This is a genomic window from Blastococcus saxobsidens (genome assembly GCF_010682065.1).
Taxonomy (GTDB): domain Bacteria; phylum Actinomycetota; class Actinomycetes; order Mycobacteriales; family Geodermatophilaceae; genus Blastococcus; species Blastococcus saxobsidens_B.
Genome location: NZ_JAAGWG010000008.1, coordinates 1 through 22,832, shown reverse-complemented (window position 1 = coordinate 22,832; position 22,832 = coordinate 1). Strand labels below are relative to the sequence as shown.

25 protein-coding genes are annotated in these 22,832 nt (G+C 74.5%); 15 read left to right on the top strand and 10 right to left on the bottom strand.

From position 1 onward, the window contains the following. Positions 1 to 112 precede the first annotated feature (112 nt). The 4 genes from sepH to GCU60_RS06465 all read left to right on the top strand — a co-directional run bounded on the left by sepH (position 113) and on the right by GCU60_RS06465 (position 5,225). Positions 113 to 1,027, top strand: a complete 915-nt coding sequence (sepH, locus tag GCU60_RS06480) for a septation protein SepH (RefSeq protein WP_163203401.1) — start codon at positions 113 to 115, stop codon at positions 1,025 to 1,027. Between the two features lie 74 nt (positions 1,028 to 1,101). Beyond that, on the top strand, positions 1,102 to 2,886 hold the full coding sequence (locus GCU60_RS06475; RefSeq protein ID WP_204261568.1) for an ABC transporter ATP-binding protein: 1,785 nt from the start codon (positions 1,102 to 1,104) through the stop codon (positions 2,884 to 2,886). Beyond that, positions 2,883 to 4,715 (top strand): ABC transporter ATP-binding protein, encoded by a 1,833-nt coding sequence (locus GCU60_RS06470; protein ID WP_163203397.1) that lies wholly within the window; start codon positions 2,883 to 2,885, stop codon positions 4,713 to 4,715. Before GCU60_RS06475 ends, GCU60_RS06470 begins: the two co-directional genes overlap by 4 nt. 36 nt (positions 4,716 to 4,751) lie before the next feature. After that, on the top strand, positions 4,752 to 5,225 hold the full coding sequence (locus GCU60_RS06465; RefSeq protein ID WP_163203395.1) for a general stress protein: 474 nt from the start codon (positions 4,752 to 4,754) through the stop codon (positions 5,223 to 5,225). 21 nt (positions 5,226 to 5,246) lie between these two features. On the opposite strand, the gene GCU60_RS06460 is transcribed toward GCU60_RS06465, so the two are convergent. Continuing rightward, on the bottom strand, positions 5,247 to 6,158 hold the full coding sequence (locus GCU60_RS06460) for a TrmH family RNA methyltransferase (protein WP_345770433.1): 912 nt from the start codon (positions 6,156 to 6,158) through the stop codon (positions 5,247 to 5,249). Between GCU60_RS06460 and GCU60_RS06455 the strand changes: the two genes are divergently transcribed. From GCU60_RS06455 to GCU60_RS06440, 4 genes are all read left to right on the top strand, one after another. After that, positions 6,150 to 8,243 (top strand): EAL domain-containing protein, encoded by a 2,094-nt coding sequence (locus GCU60_RS06455; RefSeq protein ID WP_163203393.1) that lies wholly within the window; start codon positions 6,150 to 6,152, stop codon positions 8,241 to 8,243. The genes GCU60_RS06460 and GCU60_RS06455 overlap by 9 nt on opposite strands. Before the next feature lie 151 nt (positions 8,244 to 8,394). Beyond that, a complete protein-coding gene (locus GCU60_RS06450) occupies positions 8,395 to 9,114 on the top strand; it encodes an ABC transporter ATP-binding protein (RefSeq protein ID WP_163203391.1) in 720 nt (239 codons plus the stop codon). Then, complete coding sequence (locus tag GCU60_RS06445) at positions 9,111 to 9,884, top strand: ABC transporter permease (RefSeq protein WP_163203389.1); 774 nt, start codon at positions 9,111 to 9,113, stop codon at positions 9,882 to 9,884. Before GCU60_RS06450 ends, GCU60_RS06445 begins: the two co-directional genes overlap by 4 nt. After that, complete coding sequence (locus GCU60_RS06440) at positions 9,800 to 10,501, top strand: TetR family transcriptional regulator (RefSeq protein WP_345770432.1); 702 nt, start codon at positions 9,800 to 9,802, stop codon at positions 10,499 to 10,501. The genes GCU60_RS06445 and GCU60_RS06440 overlap by 85 nt, the downstream gene beginning before the upstream one ends. Here the strand turns inward: GCU60_RS06440 and GCU60_RS06435 are convergent. Then, positions 10,498 to 11,349 (bottom strand): acyl-CoA thioesterase, encoded by an 852-nt coding sequence (locus tag GCU60_RS06435; RefSeq protein ID WP_204261567.1) that lies wholly within the window; start codon positions 11,347 to 11,349, stop codon positions 10,498 to 10,500. The two genes, GCU60_RS06440 and GCU60_RS06435, sit on opposite strands and share 4 nt — an antisense overlap. On the opposite strand from GCU60_RS06435, the gene GCU60_RS06430 reads away from it, so the two are divergent. Beyond that, entirely contained in the window at positions 11,348 to 12,316 is a 969-nt protein-coding gene (locus tag GCU60_RS06430) for an aldo/keto reductase (protein ID WP_163203387.1), read from the top strand. The two genes, GCU60_RS06435 and GCU60_RS06430, sit on opposite strands and share 2 nt — an antisense overlap. Before the next feature lie 16 nt (positions 12,317 to 12,332). Here the strand turns inward: GCU60_RS06430 and thpR are convergent, their stop codons facing one another. Genes thpR through GCU60_RS06405 form a run of 5 tightly spaced genes read right to left on the bottom strand, consistent with a single transcriptional unit; the run spans position 12,333 to position 16,739 of the window. Continuing rightward, positions 12,333 to 12,989 (bottom strand): RNA 2',3'-cyclic phosphodiesterase, encoded by a 657-nt coding sequence (gene thpR, locus GCU60_RS06425; protein WP_345770431.1) that lies wholly within the window; start codon positions 12,987 to 12,989, stop codon positions 12,333 to 12,335. Beyond that, positions 12,905 to 13,288 carry a hypothetical protein gene (locus tag GCU60_RS06420; RefSeq protein WP_163203385.1) on the bottom strand — a complete coding sequence of 128 codons (384 nt, stop codon included), beginning with the start codon at positions 13,286 to 13,288 and terminating at the stop codon, positions 12,905 to 12,907. Before GCU60_RS06420 ends, thpR begins: the two co-directional genes overlap by 85 nt. Before the next feature lie 56 nt (positions 13,289 to 13,344). Next, a complete protein-coding gene (locus GCU60_RS06415) occupies positions 13,345 to 14,679 on the bottom strand; it encodes an MFS transporter (protein ID WP_163203383.1) in 1,335 nt (444 codons plus the stop codon). 44 nt (positions 14,680 to 14,723) lie between these two features. Further along, positions 14,724 to 15,158, bottom strand: a complete 435-nt coding sequence (locus GCU60_RS06410; RefSeq protein WP_163203381.1) for a MarR family transcriptional regulator — start codon at positions 15,156 to 15,158, stop codon at positions 14,724 to 14,726. 27 nt (positions 15,159 to 15,185) lie between these two features. After that, complete coding sequence (locus GCU60_RS06405; protein WP_163203378.1) at positions 15,186 to 16,739, bottom strand: NCS2 family permease; 1,554 nt, start codon at positions 16,737 to 16,739, stop codon at positions 15,186 to 15,188. A 145-nt stretch (positions 16,740 to 16,884) separates the two neighbouring features. Between GCU60_RS06405 and GCU60_RS06400 the strand changes: the two genes are divergently transcribed. Further along, positions 16,885 to 17,112 carry a DUF2530 domain-containing protein gene (locus GCU60_RS06400; RefSeq protein WP_163203376.1) on the top strand — a complete coding sequence of 76 codons (228 nt, stop codon included), beginning with the start codon at positions 16,885 to 16,887 and terminating at the stop codon, positions 17,110 to 17,112. Between the two features lie 12 nt (positions 17,113 to 17,124). Here the strand turns inward: GCU60_RS06400 and GCU60_RS06395 are convergent, their stop codons facing one another. Then, on the bottom strand, positions 17,125 to 17,940 hold the full coding sequence (locus GCU60_RS06395; RefSeq protein ID WP_345770430.1) for a DUF3027 domain-containing protein: 816 nt from the start codon (positions 17,938 to 17,940) through the stop codon (positions 17,125 to 17,127). Positions 17,941 to 18,047: 107 nt separating this feature from the next. On the opposite strand from GCU60_RS06395, the gene GCU60_RS06390 reads away from it, so the two are divergent. Next, positions 18,048 to 19,634, top strand: a complete 1,587-nt coding sequence (locus GCU60_RS06390) for an MFS transporter (protein WP_163203374.1) — start codon at positions 18,048 to 18,050, stop codon at positions 19,632 to 19,634. Then, a complete protein-coding gene (locus GCU60_RS06385; RefSeq protein WP_345770429.1) occupies positions 19,631 to 20,080 on the top strand; it encodes a DUF2771 family protein in 450 nt (149 codons plus the stop codon). Before GCU60_RS06390 ends, GCU60_RS06385 begins: the two co-directional genes overlap by 4 nt. A 12-nt stretch (positions 20,081 to 20,092) precedes the next feature. On the opposite strand, the gene GCU60_RS22050 is transcribed toward GCU60_RS06385, so the two are convergent. Beyond that, entirely contained in the window at positions 20,093 to 20,485 is a 393-nt protein-coding gene (locus GCU60_RS22050; protein ID WP_163203370.1) for a cold-shock protein, read from the bottom strand. 139 nt (positions 20,486 to 20,624) lie between these two features. On the opposite strand from GCU60_RS22050, the gene GCU60_RS06375 reads away from it, so the two are divergent. Further along, positions 20,625 to 20,984, top strand: a complete 360-nt coding sequence (locus GCU60_RS06375; protein ID WP_163203368.1) for a DUF202 domain-containing protein — start codon at positions 20,625 to 20,627, stop codon at positions 20,982 to 20,984. Further along, a complete protein-coding gene (locus GCU60_RS06370) occupies positions 20,981 to 21,298 on the top strand; it encodes a DUF202 domain-containing protein (protein WP_345770428.1) in 318 nt (105 codons plus the stop codon). Before GCU60_RS06375 ends, GCU60_RS06370 begins: the two co-directional genes overlap by 4 nt. A 10-nt stretch (positions 21,299 to 21,308) precedes the next feature. On the opposite strand, the gene GCU60_RS06365 is transcribed toward GCU60_RS06370, so the two are convergent. Continuing rightward, positions 21,309 to 21,875, bottom strand: coding sequence for a nucleotidyltransferase family protein (locus GCU60_RS06365; protein ID WP_163203366.1), 567 nt, complete (start codon positions 21,873 to 21,875; stop codon positions 21,309 to 21,311). An 81-nt stretch (positions 21,876 to 21,956) separates the two neighbouring features. Here GCU60_RS06365 and GCU60_RS06360 point away from each other — a divergent pair, with 81 nt between their 5' ends. Beyond that, a complete protein-coding gene (locus tag GCU60_RS06360) occupies positions 21,957 to 22,724 on the top strand; it encodes an endonuclease/exonuclease/phosphatase family protein (RefSeq protein ID WP_163203364.1) in 768 nt (255 codons plus the stop codon). Positions 22,725 to 22,832 lie beyond the last annotated feature (108 nt).

Genomic DNA, 22,832 nt, shown 5'->3' with positions numbered 1-22,832 from the left:
CTCCGGCCGCGCCACGCCGGGCGGCCTGCGGGCGCTGCCCGCCGTCCCCGGATAGCCTCGGTGGCCGGGCTCGGCGATCAGCCCGCCCCGACGCCTGCAGGAGGATGCCCCCATGCGCATGTTGCGCCTCGTGGCCCTCTCCGAGGACGGGAAGAACCTGATCCTGATGGCCGACGGCCCCGACGGTGCCGACGGCGAGAAGTTCGAGCTCCCCGTCGACGACCGCGTCCGCGCGGCCGCCCGGGGAGACGCCCGCCGGCTGATCCAGATCGACGTCGACATGGGCACCGAGCTGCCGCCGCGGGTGATCCAGTCCCGCATCCGGGCCGGCGAGACCCCGGAGCAGGTGGCCGCGTCCTCGGGCACGCGCGTCGAGCGGATCATGCGGTTCGCCCACCCCGTGCTGCAGGAGCGCGAGCGGGTGGCCGACCAGGCCCGCGAGGCCCGGGTGCGGCTGTCGGAGAGCGCCCCGGGTGTGGCGCTGCAGCAGTTCATGGTGGAGCGGCTCCGGCTGATCGACACCGACATCGACGCCGTGCGCTGGGACGCCTTCCGTGGCGACGACGGCTCCTGGGTCGTCACCGGCGCCTGGCGGGCCGGCGCGAAGTCGGGCACCACCCGGTGGCGCTTCGACCTGCCCTCGCGCACGGTCACCCCGTCCGACGCGGCGACCACCGACTTCGCCGAGGGAACCCGCCTGGTCCGCGTGGTCCCGGAGGTGACCCCCGCGCCCCGCAGCCGCCCGGTGCAGGTCGTCCCCGACCCCGCGCCCACGCCGGAGCCGGCCGCCGAGCCGCACTCCCCCGTGCCGCACGCCCTGGCCGAGCCGGCCGACGAGCACGTCCGCGACGTGCACGCCCCCGACGGCACGCCGGACGACGACGCGATGACCGCCCTGCTCGACGAGGTGGCCGAGCACGACACCGTCGTCCTGGGCCGCAACGGCGGCGAGGGCGACGACGAGGACCCGCGCGCCCGCATCCCGGCGTGGGAGGACATCGTGTTCGGGGTCCGCCGCAACCGCTGAGCCGCGGGCCGGCCCACCCGTGGGGCGAAACTCGTTCGCCTCGGTCACTACCTGCCTCTAGCGTGAGCGGTGCCATGGACGACGCCGCGCACTCCCCCGGTCCACCCCCCGCGGGGAAGCTCTCCGCGCTCGCCCGCCTGTGGCCCTTCGCCCGGCCCTACCGGGGGCTGATCGCGCTCACCTTCGGCGCCGCCCTGCTGGCCACCCTGGCCCAGCTGGCCCTGCCGCTGATCACCGCTGCCGTCGTCGACGGCCCCATCGCCGAGGGCGATCGGTCGGCACTGTTCCCCCTGCTGGGGCTCGCCCTGCTGTTCGGGGTGGCGGAGGCGGCGCTGTTCTTCGTCCGGCGCGTGGCCATGAACCGCAGCTGCCTGCAGCTGGAGCGCGACCTGCGCGACGCCCTGTACCAGCGCCTGCAACGGCTGCCGGTGGGCTTCCACGACCGCTGGGCCTCCGGCCAGCTGCTGTCCCGGGCCACGACGGACATGTCGACCATCCGCCGGTTCGTCGGCTTCGCCGCGGTGTTCCTGGTGGTCAACCTGATCACCTGCGTCGTCGTCCTGGTCCTGCTGCTGGTCACCTACTGGCCGCTCGGGCTGGCCGTGGCGGCCACCACCGTCCCGCTCACCGTGCTGGGGATGCGGTGGGAGCGCCGGTACAACACCGAGTCGCGGCGGGTGCAGGACGCCCACGGCGAGCTGACCACCGACGTCGAGGAGGCCGTCCAGGGCATCCGGGTGGTGAAGTCGCTCGGCCGCAGCGGCCTGGTCTTCGACCGCTACGACGCCAAGGCCACGCGGCTGCGCCGGCTGGAGCTGGACAAGGTGCGCACGCTCGCGCTGCTGTGGTGCCTGTTCGAGCTGCACCCGCAGCTCACCCTGGCGATGATCCTCGTCGGCGGCTCGCTGGCCGTCAGCAGCGGCGCGCTGACCATCGGCGGGCTGGTCGCCTTCGTCGCGCTGTTCACCGTGCTGCTCTGGCCGATCCTGTCGCTGGGCTTCCTGTTCGCCTTCGCCCAGGAGACGGCGAGCGCCTGCGACCGCATCGGCGAGCTGCTGGACGCGCCCGTGACCGTCGGCGACCGCCCGGGCGTGCGGCCCGCCGTCGTCGGCACCCCGGCCCGGCTGCGCTTCGAGGGCGTGCGCTTCGGCTACCCGGGCTCGGCCGAGCCGGTGCTCGACGGCGTCGACCTGGACCTGCGGCCCGGCGAGACGGTCGCGCTGGTCGGGGCGACGGGATCGGGCAAGACCACCCTGACCGCGCTGGTCCCCCGCCTGCACGACGTCACCGGCGGCCGGATCACCCTCGACGGCACCGACGTCCGCGAGATGCCGCTGGCGCAGCTGCGCAGCGTCGTGGCCACCGCCTTCGAGGACGCCACGCTGTTCTCGATGAGCGTCCGGGAGAACCTCACCCTGGGCCGGCCCGAGGCCGGGGACGACGAGGTCGCCGAGGCGCTGCGGGTGGCGCAGGCGCAGTTCGTGCACGACCTGCCGTGGGGCCTGGACACCCGCATCGGCGAGCAGGGGCTGTCCCTGTCCGGCGGGCAGCGGCAGCGGCTGGCGCTGGCCCGCGCGGTGCTCGGCCGCCCGTCGGTGCTCGTGCTCGACGACCCGCTCTCCGCGCTGGACGTGCACACCGAGGCCCTCGTCGAGCGGGCCCTGCGCGAGGTGCTGGCCGACACGACCGCCCTGGTGGTCGCGCACCGCGCCTCCACGGTCCTGCTCGCCGACCGGGTGGCGCTGCTGGCCGGTGGCTGCATCGTCGCCGTCGGCACGCACAGCGAGCTGCTCGCCGGCGTGCCCGCCTACCGCGACCTGCTCGCGCAGGACAGCGAGCTGACGGAGACGGCCCGATGACCACCGCCGCTCCCCCGCCGGCCCAGCAGTGGCGCGGCGTCGCCACCGAGGACACCGAGGAGCTGTCGGCCGGGGCCGGCGTCTTCCTGCGCGCCCGCTCCCGCCGCCTGCTCGGTGAGCTGCTGCGCCCGCACCGGCGGACGCTGTGGAGCCTGCTGCTGACCATCGTGGTGCAGAACGCCGCCTGGCTGGCCGGCCCGCTGCTCATCGGGATCGGCATCGACGTCGCCGTCCCCGCGCTCGTCGAGGAGTCCGACCCCTGGCCGCTGGTCTGGATCGCCGGGGCGATGGTCGCCGCCGCGCTGGTCGACACCGGCCTGCGCTACGTGTTCCTCACCCGCTCCGGGCGCATGGGGCAGGCGGTCCTGCTGGCCCTGCGGCGGCAGGTGTTCCGGCACGTGCAGCGGCTGCCGCTGTCCTTCCACGAGCGCTACACCTCGGGCAAGACCATCAGCCGGCTGACCAGCGACGTCGAGGCCCTCGCCGAGCTGCTGGACGAGGGGCTGGACAGCCTGGTGACCGCGCTGTTCAGCGTGTTCACGATCGGCGTCGTCCTGCTCGTGCTCGATCTGCCGCTGGGCCTGGTCGCACTGCTCGGCTTCCCGGCGCTGTTCTTCGTCGCGCGCTGGTTCCAGCGGCACTCCACCGCCGCCTACCGGCGCACCCGGGAGACGATCGCCGCGCTGATCGTCCAGTTCACCGAGACCTTCGGCGGCATCCGGGCGGTGCAGGCCTTCCGCCGGGAGCCGCGCAACGACGTCCTGTACGCCGCGCTGGACGAGGACAACCGGCGCGCCCACCACCGGGCGTTCTGGCTGATCGCCGTGTTCATCCCGGCCGTGACCCTGATCGGCAACCTGGTCACCGTCGCCGTCCTCGGCATCGGGGCGGCACGGGTCATCGACGGCGGGCTGGCCGTCGGCACCCTCGTGGCCTTCCTGCTGTACCTGCGCCGGTTCTTCGACCCGCTGCAGGACGTCGCGATGTTCTACAACTCCTACCAGTCGGCGACCGCGGCGCTGGAGAAGCTGTCGGGGGTGCTCGAGGAGGAGCCCACCGTCGCCGAGCCCGTGGACCCGGCGCCCCACCCGCGGGCCGCCGGTGAGCTCGTCCTCGACGGTGTCCGGTTCGGCTACACCGACCGGGTCGTGCTGCCGGAGCTGCGGCTGACCGTCCCGGCCGGGCAGACGGTGGCGCTCGTGGGGGCGACCGGCGCCGGCAAGTCCACGCTCGCCCGGCTGGTGGCCCGGTTCTACGACCCGACCGCCGGGGAGGTGAGGCTGGACGGGGTGCCGCTGGACCGGCTGTCGGACGCCGACCTGCGCCGCGCGGTGGTGATGGTGACCCAGGAGAGCTTCCTGTTCTCCGGCACCATCGCCGACAACATCGCCTTCGGCCGACCCGAGGCCGGCCGCGACGAGGTGGAGGCCGCCGCCCGGGCCATCGGGGCGCACGAGTTCATCGCCGCGCTGCCCGAGGGGTACGACACCGACGTCCACCGGCGCGGGGGGCGGCTCTCGGCCGGGCAGCGCCAGCTGGTGAGCTTCGCCCGGGCGTTCCTCGCCGACCCGGCGGTGCTGGTCCTCGACGAGGCGACCAGCTCGCTCGACGTGCCCAGCGAGCGGCTGGTGCAGCGCGCCCTGCGCACGCTCCTGGCCGACCGGACGGCGCTGATCATCGCCCACCGGCTCTCCACCGTGGAGATCGCCGACCGGGTGCTGGTCATGGAGGACGGCCGGATCGTCGAGGACGGCACGCCCGCCGAGCTGGTCGGCGGCACGGGGCGGTTCGCCGGGCTGCACCGCGCCTGGGCCGACAGCCTGGTCTGAGCGGAACAGCCCGGTCGGGCAGGTCGTTGACCAGGCATGAGTGCTTCAGTGTCGATGCCCCTGGGCGGCGTCCAGGTGGGTTCCTACGACAGCTACGAGCGGGCGCAGGCCGCCGTCGACCACCTCTCCGACGAGAAGTTCCCGGTCGAGAACGTGACCATCATCGGCACCGACCTGCGGATGGTCGAGAAGGTGACCGGCCGGATGACGACGGGCCGGGCCGTGGCGGCCGGTGCCGCCGGTGGTGCGTGGTGGGGTCTGTTCGTCGGGCTGCTCCTGGGCATCTTCGCCGAGGACGGCAGCAACTGGTTCGGCTCGGTGCTGACCGGTCTGCTCATCGGTCTGGCGTTCGGCGCCGCCTTCGGCGGGATGGGGTACGCGGCGACGCAGGGCCGGCGGGACTTCACCAGCACGAGCAAGATCACGGCCAGCCGTTACGACGTGATGTGCAACCCCGCCCAGGCCGAGGAGGCGCGGGCGATCCTCGCCCGCTTCTCGCTGCGCGGCTGACCGTCCCTTCCGGGGACGGGCTCAGCGGAGGGTGGCGAAGGCGACCGCGGCGGCGGCCGCCACCCCCAGCGAGTCGACGCCGGCGCGCATCGGGATGCGGGCACGCACCGTGGCCGCCTGCTGCGCCTCGGGCGTCAGCCCCGGGCCCTCGGCGCCCAGCAGCACCGCGGTGCGCGGGTGTTCCCGCGGGTCGACGTCGCTGAGGTCCACCGCGTCGTCCGCCGGGGTCAGCGCGACCGTCAGGTAGCCGGCCTCGTGCACCCGGGCGAGGTCGGCCGGCCAGTCCATCAGGCGGGTGAACGGCAACGCCAGGACGTGCCCCATGGAGACCCGCACCGACCGCCGGTAGAACGGGTCGGCGCAGCGCGGGTCGAGCAGCAGTCCGTCGATGCCCAGCGCGAGCGCGGAGCGTGCGATCGAGCCCAGGTTCTCCGCGTCGTTGAGGCCTTCCAGGACGGCCAGGCGGCGCGGCGCCGACGGATCGGGCCCGGCCAGCAGCGCGTCGAGGTCGGCCGGCGACGAGCGGTCCGCCGAGGCGATCACCCCGCGGGTGAGCCGGAAACCGATGACCTCCGACAGCACCCACTTGTCCGCCTCGTAGGCGGCGACGTCGTCCGGCAGGTCGAGGGCCGCGACGCGACCCGGCACCCCGAACACGGCACGCACCCGGTAGGGCGAGGCGAGCAGCCGCTCGACGGCGGAGACGCCCTCGACGATCACCGGGCCGCCCCACCGGGGGGTCCCCTCCGGCCGGTCGCCGGCCTTGAGGTCGCGGAAGTCGGCCACCCGCGGGTCGGCCGGATCGGTGATGACGACGGGTTCCGGCACGGACGTCGATTCTGCCTGGTCCACCCCGGCCACCCGCGGGAGGGAGTCCTCCGGGAAGGCATTCAGCAGGTCCCGCGCCGTGCCGATGCTGCGGAGGTGATCCACAGCGCAACGCCCGGCAGCGGCCGGCCCCGGTGGGGAGCGTTCCCCCGGCTCGCCCTGGGCATGGCCGCGCTCGGCGTGGCCGTCGGCGCGATCTTCCCCTGGTTCGCCGAGCTCCTCGGTGTCCCGACGGTGCACTCCCGTGCCGTCACGTTCCGGCTCGCCTGCCTGGCCGCCGGCATCGCGCTCGGCGCCGCCAACTGGCTGCTGGCGCGGCGGGTGATCGGCCGCCGGCTCCAGGTCCTGGCGACCCGGCTGACCGACGTGGCCGAGGCCGTGGACACACCGCTGGGCACCTCCGGCGCACCCGGCACGCGCGGGGCGGACCTGACGCTGCCGGTCGGTGCCGCCGACGACCTCGGCCGGACTGCCGCGGCCTTCAACGCCATGCTGGCCGCGCTGGACCGGGAGCGCCGCTTCCGGTCGGTGGTGCACGCGACCAGCGACGTCATCTTCCTCGTCGACGCCACCGGCCAGATCTCGTTCGTCTCCGACTCCGTCGTCGGCCTGCTCGGCCGCTCCCCGCACGAGCTGCTCGGCAACGTCGCCCGCGACCTGGTCCACCCCGCCGACCAGCAGCGCCTCGGCAAGGGCCTGCCGGTCGGGCACCCGGACGTCGTCGCCCACCTGCCCGACGTCTTCCTGATGCGGGTGCTGCACCGCGACGGGACGTGGCGGCACCTGGAGATGACCACCTCGGACCGGCGCGCGGACCCGCTGATCGGCGGCCTGCTGCTCACCGCCCGTGACGTCACCGACCGGATCGAGCTGCAGGAACGCCTGGTCCACCAGGCGACGCACGACGAGCTGACCGCCCTGCCCAACCGGGCCGCCGTCCTCGCCCGGGGCGCCGAGCTCCTGGCCGGGCGTCGCGGGACGGAGCGCGTCGCCGTGCTGCTGCTCGACCTCGACCGGTTCAAGGAGATCAACGACACCCTCGGGCACGGCTACGGCGACCGGCTGCTCGCGCAGATCGGCCCACGGCTGCGCCCGCACGTGCGGGACGTCGACGTCGTCGCCCGGCTGGGTGGCGACGAGTTCCTGCTCCTGCTGCCCGACGTCACCCTGGAGGGCGCGCACGCGGCCGCCGTCCGCGCCCGGGCGGCGCTGAATGAGCCGTTCCTGGTCGACGGCCTGGCACTGGACGTCGACGTCAGCATCGGCGTGGCCGTCTCCGCCGACGGTCCGGTGCAGATCGACTCGCTGCTGCGGCAGGCCGACATCGCGATGTACACCGCCAAGGAGCGGCAGAGCGGGGTGGAGCTGTACGACCCCGCCCTGGACGGCCACGACCGCGGGCGGCTGATGCTGCTCTCGGAGTTCCGGCGCGGTCTGGCCGAAGGCCACCTGACGCTGCACTACCAACCCAAGGTCTCGCTGCACACCGGCGAGGTGGTCGGGGTGGAGGCCCTCGTCCGCTGGGTGCACCCGACCCGGGGCCTGCTCATGCCGTGCGATTTCGTCCCCGCCGTCGAGCAGACCGGACTGATCGAGCCGCTGACCGACCGCGTCCTGGACCTTGCACTCGCCCAGGTCCGGGCGTGGACGGAGCAGGGGATCGACGTTCCGGTGGCGGTCAACCTGTCGGCGCGGTCGGTGCACCGCCCCGACCTTCCCGACCGGGTGCTCTCCGCACTGGCCAAGCACGGGGTCGGTGCCCGCATGCTCCGGCTGGAACTGACCGAGAGCGCTCTGGTCGCCGAACCCGGACCCGCCCGCGACGTGCTCGGCCGGCTGCACGCCGCCGGGATCGGCCTGTCGATCGACGACTTCGGTACCGGCTACTCCTCGATCGGCCGCATCCGGAACCTCCCGGTCGACGAGGTGAAGATCGACCGGAGCTACACGGCCGCGATGACCGCCTGCGCCGAGGACGCCGCGATGGTGCGGTCGGTCATCCGCCTGGGACACGAGCTGGGGCTCACCGTGGTCGCCGAGGGGGTCGAGGAGCCCGGCACCGTGGCGGCCCTGACCGAGCTGCGGTGCGACGTCGGCCAGGGATGGTTCTTCGGCCGGCCGGCGCCCGCGGCCGAGCTCACCGCCTGGCTGATCGACCGCCGGGCGAGCTCCGCCGGCGCCCGGCGCTGATCCGCGACCGGCCGCGCCGGACCGTCGGCCGGGGGCCGGTGTCGACATCCCGACACGGCGACTCGTCGATTCGTCGACCGCCCCGTTGACCGCGGCTGGTTAACTCATCTAGCGTTGAGTTCATCAGCCGTTGAGTTCTGAGGAGCGCGTCATGGACGCCGTCACCGTCACCGACCTCGTCGTCGACCGCGGGAAACGCCGCGTGCTCCCCGGTCTCACCTTCGCCGTCCCGGAGGGGCAGGTGACCGGCCTGCTCGGACCCAGCGGCAGCGGGAAGAGCACGCTGATGCGCGCCATCGTCGGCGTCCAGCGCGTCCGTTCCGGCACCGTCGACGTCCTCGGCCACCCGGCCGGCTCCCCCGCCCTGCGCTCACGCGTCGGCTACGTGACCCAGGCGCCCAGCGTCTACGGCGACCTGACGGTGCGGGAGAACGCCCGCTACTTCGCCGCGCTGTACGGGCGCGGCACCGGGGAGGCCGACGCCGCGGTCGCCGACGTGGGGCTCCGCGAGGCGGCCGGCCAGCTGGTGGCCGACCTCTCCGGCGGCCAGCGCGGGCGGGCGTCCCTGGCCTGCGCCCTGGTGGGCGCACCCGAGGTGCTCGTGCTCGACGAACCGACGGTCGGCCTCGACCCGGTGCTGCGGGTCGAGCTCTGGGACATGTTCCACGCCCTGGCCCGCGCGGGCACCACCCTCGTCGTCTCCAGCCACGTGATGGACGAGGCCGCCCGGTGCGACCGGCTCCTCCTCCTGCGCGACGGCGCCCTGCTCGCCGACACCACCCCGGCGCAGCTGCGCAGCGACGGCCGCTCGCACGACCTGGAGGAGGCGTTCCTGAACGTCGTCCGCGCCCGCGAAGGGGTGCCGGCATGAGCGCCACCCGGCACCTCACCGCGGGGCTCACGCTCGCGACCACCACCCGGGTGCTGCGCCAGCTGCGGCACGACCACCGCACCATCGCGATGATGCTGGTGCTGCCGAGCCTGCTGCTCGGGCTGCTGTACCTGCTGTGGCGGGACGTGCCGACCGTCCCGGGGCAGCCGGACACCTTCGACCGGGTCGGGCTGACGATGCTCGGCGTCTTCCCGTTCGTCGTGATGTTCCTGGTCACGAGCATCGCGATGCTCCGGGAGCGCACCTCCGGCACGCTGGAGCGGCTGCTCACCACTCCCCTGTCGCGCCTGGACCTGCTGCTCGGCTACGGCCTGGCCTTCGGGCTGGCCGCCGCGCTCCAGGCGATCGGGACCGTCACGGTGGCCACGACGCTCTACGACCTGGACGTCGCCGGGTCGCTGTGGCTGGTCGTGCTGATCGCCGTCGTCGACGCGGTGCTGGGCGTCGCGCTCGGACTGCTGGCCAGCGCCTTCGCCCGCAGCGAGTTCCAGGCCGTGCAGCTCATGCCCGTCGTCGTGCTGCCGCATTTCTTCCTCTGCGGCCTGCTGGTGCCGCGCGAGCAGATGGCCGGCTGGCTGCAGGCGATCAGCGACGCCCTGCCGCTGACCTACGCGGTCGAGGCGCTGCGGGAGGTCGGGCGCTCGGTGGAGGCGACGGGCACGATGTGGACCGACGTCGGCATCGTCTCCGGCGCGGCCCTGCTCGCCCTCGCGCTGGCGGCGGCCACCCTGCGGAGGAGGACCGACTGAGCACCGAGGAACCCCGTCGGCGGACCGGACGGCGTCCGGGGAGCCCCGACACCCGGGACGCCGTCCTGGCCGCCGCCCGCGCCGCGTTCGCCGAGCGCGGGTTCGACGGCGCCACGATCCGCCAGATCGCCACGGCGGCCGGCGTCGACCCGGCGCTGGTGCACCACTACTTCGGCAGCAAGGACCAGCTGTTCCTGGCCGCGATCGAGGCGCCGGCCGACCCGGCGGAGCTGCTCCCCGAGCTGCTGGCCGGCGGCCGGGACGGGCTGGGCGAGGGCGTCGTCCGGCTGCTGCTGACCGTGTGGGACGGTCCGATGCAGCCCGCCGGGCTGGCGCTCGTGCGCTCGGCCGTCGGCAACGAGTGGGGCGCCAAGCTGCTGCGGGAGTTCCTGGTGACCCAGGTCCTGCGCCGCGTCGTCGGCACCCTGGACCTGCCGCGGCACGAGGCGGAGGTCCGCGGCGCGCTGGTCGCCTCGCAGCTCATCGGCCTGGTGATGGGGCGGTACGTCCTGCGCATCGAGCCGCTGGCGGGCAGCTCCCCCGAGGCCCTGGTCGCCGCGATCGGGCCGACGGTGCAGCGCTACCTCACCGGCGACGTCGCACTCCCGCCTCGCTAGCGGGCGGTCCGGGCGAGCTGCCGGCTCTGCGCGACCAGGCGGCCGGTGGAGTCCCAGATCCGGTAGTCCTCGTCGCTCCAGCCGCCCGCGACCTCGCTGGCCCGGGCCTCCACCAGGCACCACCCCGGCGCCGGGATCGCCCGGACGAGGACCTGCAGCTGCACGGTCGGCGCCCAGCCCATCCGGCCGGTGGCGAAACTGGTCGGCGGCAGCACGTCGGCGAACAGCAGCAGCGACAGCGGGTCGGCCCGGCGCCCGTCGGCCAGGCGCACCCAGGCGCGCAGCACCGGCTCCTCCGAGGGCTGCCCCAGCGCCCACATCGCCGTCGCAGGGTCCAGCCTGCTGTCCACGTGCTGGGTCAGCCCCGGCAGCTGGATCGGCACCGCGGCGAGGTGCGCGTTGGCCGCCATGTCGAGGCACTCGTCGGGCGAGGGAACCTCCGGCATGGGCCGCGAGTACTCCGACGGCGCGTCGGTGAGCGTCGCCGTCGTCGCCTGCACGGTGATCAGCGGGCCGCCGTCGTCGGCGAGCGTGACCATCGAGTGGGCGAGCGTCCGCCCGGCCGGGCCCGGCGTCACCGCGAGGGTCGCCGGCCCGCCGGCCCCGGCCCGCAGGTAGCTGGCCGACATGGCGACGGGGTGCTCGTGCGGGCTCTCCAGCACCGCCGCCCGCCCGGCCACCGACAGCAGGTAGCCGCCGTTGAGGATCCCGCCGCCGACGTCCCATCCCGGGTCGAGCTCGGCGACGAGCCCACCCCCCTCGGACCGGCGGACGGCGGTGGCGACGTCGAAGGCGCTCGAGTGATCGTTCTGCGGCACGGCGAACAGGGTGCCAGGGTGGTCCTCCATGGAGTACACGCACCTCGGTCGCAGCGGTCTGCGGGTCTCCCGCTTGTGCCTGGGCACCATGAACTTCGGCTGGAAGACCGAGGAGGCCGACTCCCACGCGGTCATGGACCGGGCACTGGCCGAGGGGGTCAACTTCTTCGACACCGCCAACGTCTACGGCTTCGACGCCGGCAAGGGCCGCACCGAGGAGGTGCTGGGCAGCTGGTTCGCCCAGGGCGGGGACCGCCGGGAGAAGACGGTGCTGGCCACCAAGGTCTACGGCGGCATGTCCGACTGGCCCAACGACACGTTCCTCTCCGCCCGCAACATCGTGCGCGCCTGCGAGGGGTCGCTGCGCCGGATGGGCACCGACTGGATCGACCTCTACCAGTTCCACCACGTCGACCTGGAGACGCCGTGGGACGAGATCTGGCAGGCCTGCGAGACGCTCGTCGCCCAGGGCAAGGTGCTCTACGTCGGCTCGTCCAACCACGCCGCCTGGCAGATCGTCGAGGCCAACGCCGTGGCCGCCCGCCGGAGCTTCACCGGCCTGGTCAGCGAGCAGTCCCACTACAACCTGCTCACCCGGCACGTGGAGCTCGAGGTGCTGCCGGCCGCGCAGCACTCCGGGGTCGGCATCCTGCCGTGGAGCCCACTGGCCGGCGGTCTGCTCGCCGGGGTCCTGGCGAAGGGCGAGGGCGGACGCCGCCACGAGGAGCGCCAGCAGAAGCGGGTGGAGCAGCACCGGCCCGCGCTGGAGGCCTACGAGAAGCTCTGCCGCGACCTCGGGCACGCGCCGGCCGACGTCGGGCTGGCCTGGCTGCTGCACCAGCCCGCCGTCACCGCGCCGATCGTCGGGCCCCGCACGATGGAACAGCTCGAGGGCGCGCTGACCGCGCTCACCGTGGACCTCGACGACGCCGCCCTGACCAGGCTCGACGAGATCTTCCCCGGCTACCGGGCGGCCCCTATGGAGTACGCCTGGTGACGGGCCGAAATCGCCACTATGGCCCGTCGGCGAGCGGCCAGGAGCCCACGACCTCGTAGGTGGGCGCCTGCCCCAGCCGGCTCTCCTCCAGCCGGACCTCGGACACGCGCCACTCCGGCCCGCGGTAGCCCGCGAGCCGGTCGGTCAGCGAGCCGTCGCCGGGCCGGCCGGGGCGCCACCGGCCCAGCGTCAGGTGCGGGCGGAAGGGGCGCTCCTCCACCGGCAGGCCGAGCTCCCGTGCGACGACGGACAGCCGACCGGCCAGCGCCACCAGCAGGTCGACGTCGCCGTCGAGTCCCGCCCACGCCACCTGCGGACGGCGGATCGACCCGAACCGCCCACCATCGGCCAGCCGGAGCGTCAGCGGCGGGGTCGCGGCCACGGCCGGCTCCGCGGCGGCCACGAGCGCGGGCAGCTGCGCCTCGGGCACCCGGCCGAGGAACAGCAGCGTCAGGTGCCACCGCTCCGGGGTGCTCCACCGCGGCGCGCCCGGGGCGTTCCGGAGCGGGGCGAGAGCGCGGTCGAGGTCCTCGCGGACGGGCGGCGGTGGGTCGACGGCGAAGAACAGCCGCCGGGTCGGTGCGGGGCTCAGACCGGCACCCGCAGGCCGGCCCCCCGCAGCTCGGCGACCAGCCGCAACCGCTCGACCTCGCGCGCCCGGCCCTCGGGACACGAGGTCAGCGACGTCGGGACGCCGAGCATGCCGGCGGCCTCGAGCAGGACGTCGTCGTAGGCGGCGAGGAGCCCTCGGCGCCGGGCCATGGGAGCCCCGGCCGGCACCAGATCCACCTGGCGCCCGAGCCGACGCAGGTCGGCGGCCACGCGCTCCAGCGGGCGGCCCGAGGGAGCGGGGCCCCGCGCCGCGGACCGGCGGGCCGCCCGGAGCTCCAGCCACCGGGTGAGCGGGCCGAAGCCGACGATCACCCCGGCGAAGGCGGCGAGCAGCGCGACGAGCTGGATCAGTGCGGCCATGGGATGCCCCTGCGCGAGCGGAACCGGTGGAGCCGACCGTACGCGCACGGGCCCGGTCAGAGCGACTGCTGGCCCGGCGCCTTCTCGGCCATCTTCTCCTCCTCGGCCCGCAGCTGCGGGGACGGGACGGCGGCGCGCTGCGGCCCCACCCGCAGGCGGAGGCGCAGCGGCGCGCGGCTCAGCTCCAGCCGTACGGTGCGGCGTCGCGCCAGCCAGGCGGCGGCCGCCAGGCCGGCGACCACGCAGACGGCGCCGCCGAGGATCAGCCCCCAGGGCGCGCCGAGGTGCTCGGAGATCCAGCCGACCAGGGGCGCGCCGACCGGCGTGCCACCCATGAAGCACATGAAGTACAGCGCCATCACCCGGCCGCGCATCTGCGGCTCGACGCCGAGCTGGACGAAGCTGTTGGCGGCCACGCTGAACATCAGCCCCGCCGCTCCGGTGGGCACCAGCATCAGGGCGAAGGTGACGTACGTCGGCATGAGGCCGGCGACCACGGTGAGCAGGCCGAACAGCACCGCCGAGCCGACCAGGAAGCGCTGCCGCGGCCGCACGCTGCGCCGGGTGGAGAGCAGCGCGCCCGACAGCGAGCCCACGGCGAAGCAGGTGGAGAGCAGACCGAAGGCCTGCGCCCCGAGGTCGAAGGTCTCGCGGGCCATCAGCGCGATGGTCACCTGGTAGTTGAACCCGAAGGTGCCCAGCACGAAGGCGAGCGTCATCGCCAGCACCAGGTCGGGGTGCGCCCAGGTGTAGGCCAGCCCGGCGCGCAGCTGCCCGCGGCCTCGCGCCACCGGTGGGCTCGGTTGCAGCTCGTCGGTGCGCATGCCGGCCAGCGCGGTGATGGTGAAGGCGAAGCTGGCCGCGTTGAGCAGGAACGCCGGTGCCGTGTTGCCCGACGCCGCCCCGATGAGCAGCCCGGCGACCGCGGGGCCGACCAGCCGGGCGCCGTTGAAGATCGTCGAGTTGAGGCTGACGGCGTTGGTCAGCAGCGCGGGCCCGACCATCTCCGACACGAACGCCTGGCGCACCGGCGCGTCGATCGCCGAGACGGCGCCGAGCGCCCCGGCCAGGACGAACACGTGCCAGAGGGCCACCACGTCGGTGACGACGAGCAGGCCCAGCACCAGCGACAGCAGACCCATGCAGGCCTGGGTGATCAACAGCATGCGGCGCTTGGAGTAGCGGTCGGCCAGGACGCCGCCGTACATGCTCAGCAGCAGGGACGGCCCGAACTGCAGGGCGGTGATCAGCCCGAGCGCGACGCCGCTGTCGTCGGACAGCTGGAGCACCAGCCAGTCCTGGCCGATCCGCTGGATCCAGGTGCCGGTCAGGCTGAAGAGGTTCGCCGAGGCGTAGCGGCGGAAGTTCCGCACCCGGAGGGCGCGGAACATCCCGTTGCCGGGATCGGGAGTCGACTGGTCAGTGCTCGTTCAGGTCACCCACTGGCCAGCTTGTCGATGATCTCCGCCGCCTCGCGCAGCACCGTGCGCTCCTCGGGCGTGAGCTCCTGGAGCTGCCCGGCGAGCCAGGCCTCTCGCGCCTGGGCCTCGGCCGAGAGCATCTCCTCGGCCGCGGGCGTGAGCTCGATGACCACCTGCCGCCCGTCGGTCGGGTGCGGGGTGCGGGTGACCAGACCCATCCCCTCGAGCGCGACGACGACACGGGTCATCGACGGCGGCTGCACCCGCTCGTGGCCGGCGAGCTCCCCGGGGCTCATCGGCCCGTGCCGCTTGAGCGTGGAGAGCGCCGCCAGGTGGGTCAGCGTGACCGAGGTGTCGACCCGCTGGTTGCGGAGCCGGCGCGAGAACCGCATGACCGCCAGGCGGAGGTCATGGGCGAGCGCGGCGGTGTCCAGCGTCGTCCGGCTCACGATGCTTAGCCTAACTCAGTAGTCGGGTCAGAACAGCTGCTGCAGGGGCTCCAGCGCGAAGTAGACGACGAACATCACCGCGATGATCCACATCAGCGGGTGGACGTCCCTGCGCCGCCCGACGACCAGGCGGAGCAGCACGAAGCTGACCACGCCGGCCCCGATGCCGTTGGTGATCGAGTAGGTGAACGGCATCAGCGCGATCGTCAGGAACGCCGGGATGACCAGCGACATGTCGTCCCAGGCCAGGTACCGGATCTGGGTGATCATGAGGGCACCGACGATCACCAGCGCCGGCGCGGCGGCCTCCGCCGGGACCACGCCGACCAGCGGCGTGAAGAAGACCGCCACGAGGAACAGCACACCCGTGACGATGCTGGCCAGGCCCGTGCGGGCGCCGTCGGCGACGCCGGCGGTGCTCTCGATGTAGGTCGTGTTGGACGAGACGCTCCCGGCGCCACCGGCCGCCGCGGCGAGCGAGTCGACGAGCAGCACCGGCTGCGACTTGGGCAGATTGCGCTTCCCGTCGAGCATGTCGCCCTCGGCGCCGACGGCGGTCACGGTGCCGACGGTGTCGAAGAAGTCGGCGATCATGATCGAGAAGACGATGAGCAGCGCGGCGATGATGCCGATGCGCTCGAAGCCCCCGAACAGCGAGAAGTTGCCCAGGAGGGAGAAGTCCGGGCTGCTGACGACGTCCTCGGGCAGCACGGGCGCCTGCAGCCACCAGCCGCGCGCGTTCTCGCCGTCCTCGCTGAAGCGCGGTCCGACGTCGGCGATCGCCTCGACGACGATGGCGAGCGCCGTCGTCGCCACGATGCCGATGAGCAGCGCGCCCTTGACCTTGCGGACGACGAGCACCGCGCTGAGCAGCAGGCCGACGACGAACACGAGCATCGGCCAGCCGGCCAGCTGCCCCTGGTCGCCGAAGCTGATCGGCGTGCCCTGCCCAGCCCGGACGATCCCGGCGTCGGCCAGCCCGATGATGGTGAGGAAGAAGCCGATGCCGACGGCGATCGCCGTCTTCAGCTGGGCGGGGATGGCCTCGAAGACGGCGCGGCGGAAGCCGGTGAGCACGAGGACGGTGATCAGCAGGCCCTCGAGCACGATCAGGCCCATGATCTCCGGCCAGGACAGCTGGGTGGCCGCGAAGACGGCGACGATCGCGTTGATGCCCAGACCGGTCGCGAGCGCGAACGGGTACCGGCCGACGACGCCCATCAGGATCGTGAGGACGCCGGCCAGGAGGGCCGTGACCGCGGCGATCGACTCGAAGGGCAGGACGGTGCCCTCGACGTCGGCACCCTGGACGCCGTCGGGGCCGACGATGCTGGTCAGGATGATCGGGTTGAGCACCACGATGTAGGCCATCGTGAAGAAGGTGGTCAGGCCGCCGCGGACCTCACGGCTCATCGTCGAGCGACGGGCACTGATCTCGAAGTACCGGTCCAGCCCGTTCTTCGGCCTGGTGCGGGGGCCCTCGCTGCGGCGCGGCGTGGGCGTGCCGGCCGCGACGTCAGCAGGGGTGTCCCCGACGGCGGTAGCGGAGGCGTCCGCGGACGGGTGGGACTTGTCGGGCATGCGGTCTCTTTCGGTGACGAGGCTGCGGGACGTGGCGGGCGGCCCTGCCCGCGCCCGGCCGAGGAGGCAACGAGCGGCGACAGCGTGCCACACGCCCCGGCCGGGCAGCTCCCCCCGTGACCGACCCGCAATCTAGGGTGCCCTCGTGCCCGGTCCCCAGAAGCAGGCCCCGCCCCCGCTGCAGATCGACACCGCTCGCGTGGTGCTGGCCGGGATGGCGTTGTGGGCGGTGGCCCTGGTCGTCCTGCTGCTGCTCGGCGACCGGGTGGACCGGCTGTGGACCTGGACCTGCGTGGCCGCCCTCGCCCTGGCCACGCTGGGCCTGGGCATCATGCGCTGGCAGGGCCAGGGACGCTCGCGCGACGACCGGTGACGGCCCCGGCGATCAGTCGCCGAGGACGTCGTAGTCCGAGGTGTCGTAGCGGGCGGAGGTGACGACCTCGGTCTCGTCGAGCGGGACCAGCGTCGCCTGGCTGTGCGCGCCGCAGCCGTAGTCCGCGGTCACGACCCGCCCGTCGGCCGGGGCGTAGGCGTTGCCGCACGCGCCCACCATCTGGCGCAGCGAGCCGGCCAGGGGCAGGTAGAAACCGCAGGTGACGCAGGAGCCGGGTGCCTGGCGGGCCATCGGCGCGGACGGACCGAACTCGCCGGCGGTCCAGCGGCCCACCGCGTCGGTCCGCCCCTCCCGCGACATCACGCGCTCGCGGCCGAGACCCAGCTCGCCGGCGACGATCCGCCCTTCCGGGTCGTCGGCCGAGTCGTCGTCCACCGTGTACGCCGGCGCCAGCCGGACGTCGTCCTCCGTCGAGGGCAGGACGTCGCCGACGGAGAGGTCACCGGGCCGCAGCCGCTCGTGCCAGGGCACCCACGCGGGGGCCAGCAGCGCCTGCTCGCCGGGCAGCAGCACCACCTCGTCGACGGTGACCTGCTCCTCCCCCGGGACGCGGGCCAGCGTGACCGCCCAGTGCCAGCCGACGTAGCCGGGCAGCCGGCTGGCGAACGTGTGGGTGAGCACGTCGCCGAGCTCGGCGGCCGAACCGTCGGCGGCGGCCACCTGCTCCGGGCCGGAGCCCAGGTGCTCGCCCACCAGATCGGCGGAACCGGCCGTCTCGACCGCGGCCGCGCGGGCCTGCTCGACCGCGGCGTTCAGCGCGTCGTCCGGGGCGGATGCGGGCCGGACTGCGGCGAGGGGATCGGACACTCCCCCATTGTGGCGGACGCCGGGCCGACGGGGGGACAGCGCATCCCCCGGGCCGCGGCGCCGGGCGCCGGGACCGGACTGCCAGGTCGGTGCGGCACCATGGTCACGTGTCCGCCGACCGCCGTCCGCCCGGAGCACCCCGGCGCTCCTGGCTGTCCCGGCGCGCGGCCCCGCCCCCGCCGGACCGCTGGGACACCACCCCGGTCGCCGTCCCCCGGCCGCAGACACGGCCTCTGCCGGCCGCGGCCGCCCAGCCCCCGGGCGACGACCGGCCCACGACGTCGATCCCGGCGCCCGACCCCGTCCCGCCCGCCGCGCTGCCACCACCTGCGCTGCCGGGCCGGCCCAAGGTGACCGTCACCCGCGTGGCCGCCGCCCGCAGCCGGGAGCTCACCGTCGCCGCGGCCCGCCGGGTGCGCGCCGCCAGCCGGGCCGACGGCGCCGAGGAGAGCGGGCTGTCCCACCTGCTGTGGGTGAACGCCCTGCACATGGCCGGGGACGCGATGATCGCCGTCTCCCTGGCCGGCACCCTGTTCTTCGCGGCGACCACCGACGCGCAGCGGGGCAACGTCGCCCTCTACCTGCTGGTGACGATGGCCCCGTTCGCCCTGCTGGCGCCGGTGATCGGCCCGGCCCTGGACCGGCTGCAGCGCGGCCGGCGGTGGGCGATGGCCACCTCGCTGATCGGCCGGGCGGTGCTCGCGCTGGTGATGGCGGCCCACTTCGACGACCTGTGGCTCTACCCCGCGGCCCTGGGCGTGCTCGTGCTGTCCAAGGCGCACAACGTGCTCCGCGCGGCGGTGGTCCCGCGGGTCCTGCCCGCCGCGATGTCGCTGACCTCGGCGAACGCCCGGCTGTCGGTCTTCGGCCTGGCGACGGCCGGTGTGGCCGGTGGGCTGGCCGCCGGCATCGCCGCCGTCCTCGGCTTCGACTGGGAGCTGTGGGCCACCGCCGCGGTGTTCGTCGCCGGCGGGGTGCTCGCCGTCCGGCTGCCCGCGCACGTGGACGTGCCGACCGGCGAGGAACCGGCCGACGTGCTCAGCACCACCGAGATCCGCGTGCCCGGCCGGCGCCGCCGGGTGAGCCCGCACGTGGTGCTGGCGCTGCGGGCCAACGCCGCGCTGCGCGGGCTCGGCGGCTTCCTCACCATCTTCTCGGCGTTCCTCGTGCAGGCGACCTTCGCCGACGGCTGGGACGCCACCCTCGCCCTGGGCGCGATCGCGGCCGCGGCCGGCATCGGCAGCTTCGTCGGCACGGCGGTCGGCTCCCGGCTGCACACCGCCGCGCCCGACCGGCTGGTGCTCTACGCCGCCGCGACGGCCGCCGGGGTGACCGTGGTCGCGGCGGTCTTCTACGGGTTCTGGATGGCGGTGCTGGTCGCCGGCGTCGCCGCCGTCGCCAACGCCATCGGCAAGGTGTCGCTGGACGCGATCCTCCAGCGGGAGCTGCCCGAGCGGTTGCGCGCCTCGGCGTTCGCCCGCTCCGAGACGATGCTCCAGCTGTCCTGGGTGGCCGGCGGCGCGCTCGGGATCTCGCTGCCGCCCACCGGCTGGCTGGGGTTCACCGTCGCCGCGGCGCTGCTGGCCCTCGCCGTCGGCCTGGTGCTGTGGACCCTGCACCGGGGCCGCCGGCCGGCCTCCGCGACGGGGGCCCCGGAACCGCCGACGGCGCCGGTGGGACCGTCGTGGTCGTGAGAACGCCCGCCGTCGCCCTGCTCGCCCTCGCTCTCCCCGCGTCCCTGGCCGGGTGCGCCGGCGGGACCGAGGGGCCCGGGAACGTCCGTGCGGAGACCGGCGTCCAGGACGTCACCGCCCGGCCGACCCAGTACTGCGTGGACGGCGAACCGCAGCTCTACGAGACCACCCCGCCGATCGTCGAGGTCTCCCCCGACACGGCGATCAGCCTCACCGTGCCCGAGGTGATCGCCGAGCGCGGGTGGCAGGTGCAGGTGTTCGACGACCAGCTGCAGGAGGTTCTCGGCGAGGTCGACGTCCCGGAGGGGACGACGACGTTCGACGGGATCAACTCCTCCGACGTCGTGCCGCCCGCCTTCTACCTCGTGGTGGTCGAGGACAAGGGCGGCGACTGCGGCGAGTGGACCGGCGCGTGGCCGGTCGGTTTCCTGCGCGCCGGCGGCTGAGCGGCGCCGGCGTCAGCCCTCGAGGTCGCCGGCCACGGCGCGCAGCACCGAGGCGACCTTGCGGGCGTGGCCCCGGTCGGGGTACCGGCCGTGCCGCAGGCCCTCGGAGACGTCGTCGAGCAGCTTGATCAGGTCCTCGATGATCGGGACCAGCTCGTCGGGCTTCTTGCGGCTGGCGGCCGCGACGGTGGCCGCGACAGAGGGCAGTGGGTCGAGCAGCCGCACCTGCAGGGCCTGGTCGCCCCGGCGGCCGGCGACGATGCCGAACTCCACGCGCTGGCCGGGCTTGAGGTCGGTTCCGGCGGGGAGGGCGTCCTTGTGCACGAAGACGTCCGGCCCGTCCTCGCGGGACAGGAAGCCGAAGCCCTTCTCCGCGTTGAACCACTTCACTCTGCCGGTGGGCACGGTGGATCCCTCAGTTCTCGGTGTGACGCGGCTCGCGCCGGGGAACGACGACTGCGGCACGGGACCGCTCGATGCACAGGTTAACCGTCCGTGGTCACCGACCGGCCCGGCGATTCGCGCGCGTCCCTACCCTGGCCGGGTGCCCGCATCCCCGGAGTCGCCCGACCACCCGGACTACCGGTTCACCCTGGCCAACGAGCGCACCCTGCTGGCGTGGCTGCGCACCGGGCTGGCACTGGTGGCCGGCGGGGTCGCCGTCGCCACCTACGCGCCCGACCTGGGGGTCCGCTGGGGCAGCGCCGCCGTCGCCCTCGCGCTCGTCCTGATCGGGCTGCTCACCGCCCTGGCCGGGTACCGCCGCTGGCGGGCGAACGAGGCGGCGATCGAGGCCGGGCGGGCCCTGCCGTCGAGCGTGCTGGTGCCGGCGGTGGCCGCGGGGGTGGCCGCGGTCGTCGTCGTGGTCGGCGTGCTGGTGGGCGTCGAGGTGATGCGGGGGTGACGCCGCCGGTGGAGACCCAGCCCGAGCGGACCGCGCTGGCCTGGCAGCGCACCGGTCTGGGCGTCCTGGCCGTGGCCGGGCTGCTCGGGCACCGGGCACTGCACACCGACCGGCCGGCGATGCTGGTGGCCGCCGGCCTCGCCGCCCTGCTCGGGCTGGCCGTGCTCGGTGCCCTGGCCCCGCTGCGAAACCGGCAGGTCCAGCGGCGGGTGGCCCACGGCAGCGCGGTCTGCGACCCGTGGGCGGCGCGGGCCGCGACCGGCGTCGTGGTGCTCACGGCGCTCGCCGCGGCCGCCGCCGTCGCGCTCGTCTGATCCCGCGCCGTCAGGCGGCCTCGGCCTGGGTGATGATCGCGAGCCGCTCGAGCAGGACGAGGAAGACGACGGCGAAGTCGTTGTCCGCCACCTGCCGGGCCACCTCGGCCCAGTCCACCTGCTCGCGCAGCGCCCGGGCCACCGGCAGCATCCGCGCGAAGTCGCAGTAGTGCTCGTCCAGCGCCATCAGCTTGGTCACCAGGATGTCGGTCGGGTCCATCACCGGCATCTGCACCGACAGCACCGGCAGCACCGCAGCCCGCTCCACCATGTCGATCTCCGCGGGGCGCCCGCAGGTCCGCCACAGCACGTCGACGAAGACGTCGTCCCGCTCCACCTTCAGCAGCCAGTCCTCGGCGGGATCGACCACCTGCAGGCCGGCGTCGGCCAGCGCCTTCGCCGCCCGCTCGGCCTCCGCCGCAGGGACGAGGAAGTCGGCGTCGTGGTCGGGCTCCGGGGCACCGCGCACCCAGGCCGCGTAGCCGCCGCAGAGCGCGAAGGGCACCTCCCCCTGCTTGAGCGCGACGGCGGTGCGCTTGAGCAGGTCGCGCACCTGGTCGCGGGGGGAGGGCTGCACGGGGGCCTCGCTACCCGCCGGTAGCGCGCGCACGCATGCGGTCGGCGGTAGTTCCGTTCCCGACCGGGGCACAGGGCTGACGTGCGCATCGCGAGCTTCAACATCCTGCACGGACGCTCCCTCGAGGACGGCCGGGTCGACGTCGACCGGCTGGCCGCGGCGGTGAAGACCCTGGACGCCGACGTGCTCGGCCTCCAGGAGGTGGACCGGGACCAGCCCCGCTCGCAGGGGGCCGACCTCACCGCCGTCGCCGCGGAGGCGATGGGCGCGGTCGACTCCCAGTTCGTGGCCGCCCTGGCTGGGACCCCGGGCGGGACCTGGATGGCCGCGACCGGGGACGAGCAGCCGGGGTCGGCGAGCTACGGGATCTCGCTGCTCTCCCGCTACCCGGTCCTCTCCTGGCGGGTCGTCCGCCTGGCGCCGCTGCGGGCCAGCGTGCCGCTCTGGTCGCCGGACTCCCGACGGCCGTTCCTGGCCCGGGACGAGCCGCGGGTCGCCGTCGCCGCCGTGATCGACGGGCCGTTCGGGCAGTTCACCGTGTGCAACACGCACCTGTCGTTCATCCCGCGGTGGAACACCCGGCAGCTGCGCACGCTGGTGCGCTCGCTGGAGGGGACGCGGGAGCCGCTGGTGCTGATGGGCGACCTCAACATGCAGCAGCGGGCCGCCGCGCGGCACAGCGGCCTGCAGCCGATCGCCACCGCGGCGACCTTCCCGGCCCCGCGACCCAGCCGTCAGCTCGACCACGTGCTCGTCCGCGGCGGCCTGCGCGCGTCCGGCGCGGCCGAGGCGGTGCAGCTGCCGCTGTCGGACCACCGGGCGCTGGCCGTGCGCGTCGAGCCGACCTGAGTGTGACCGGACGACTCGCGAACCACGCCCGGCTAGGTGTACTGACCACGGACGTTGGTGACGGCGGACGGCGTGGGTCGATGACATGAGGAAGACCTCCGAGTGAGG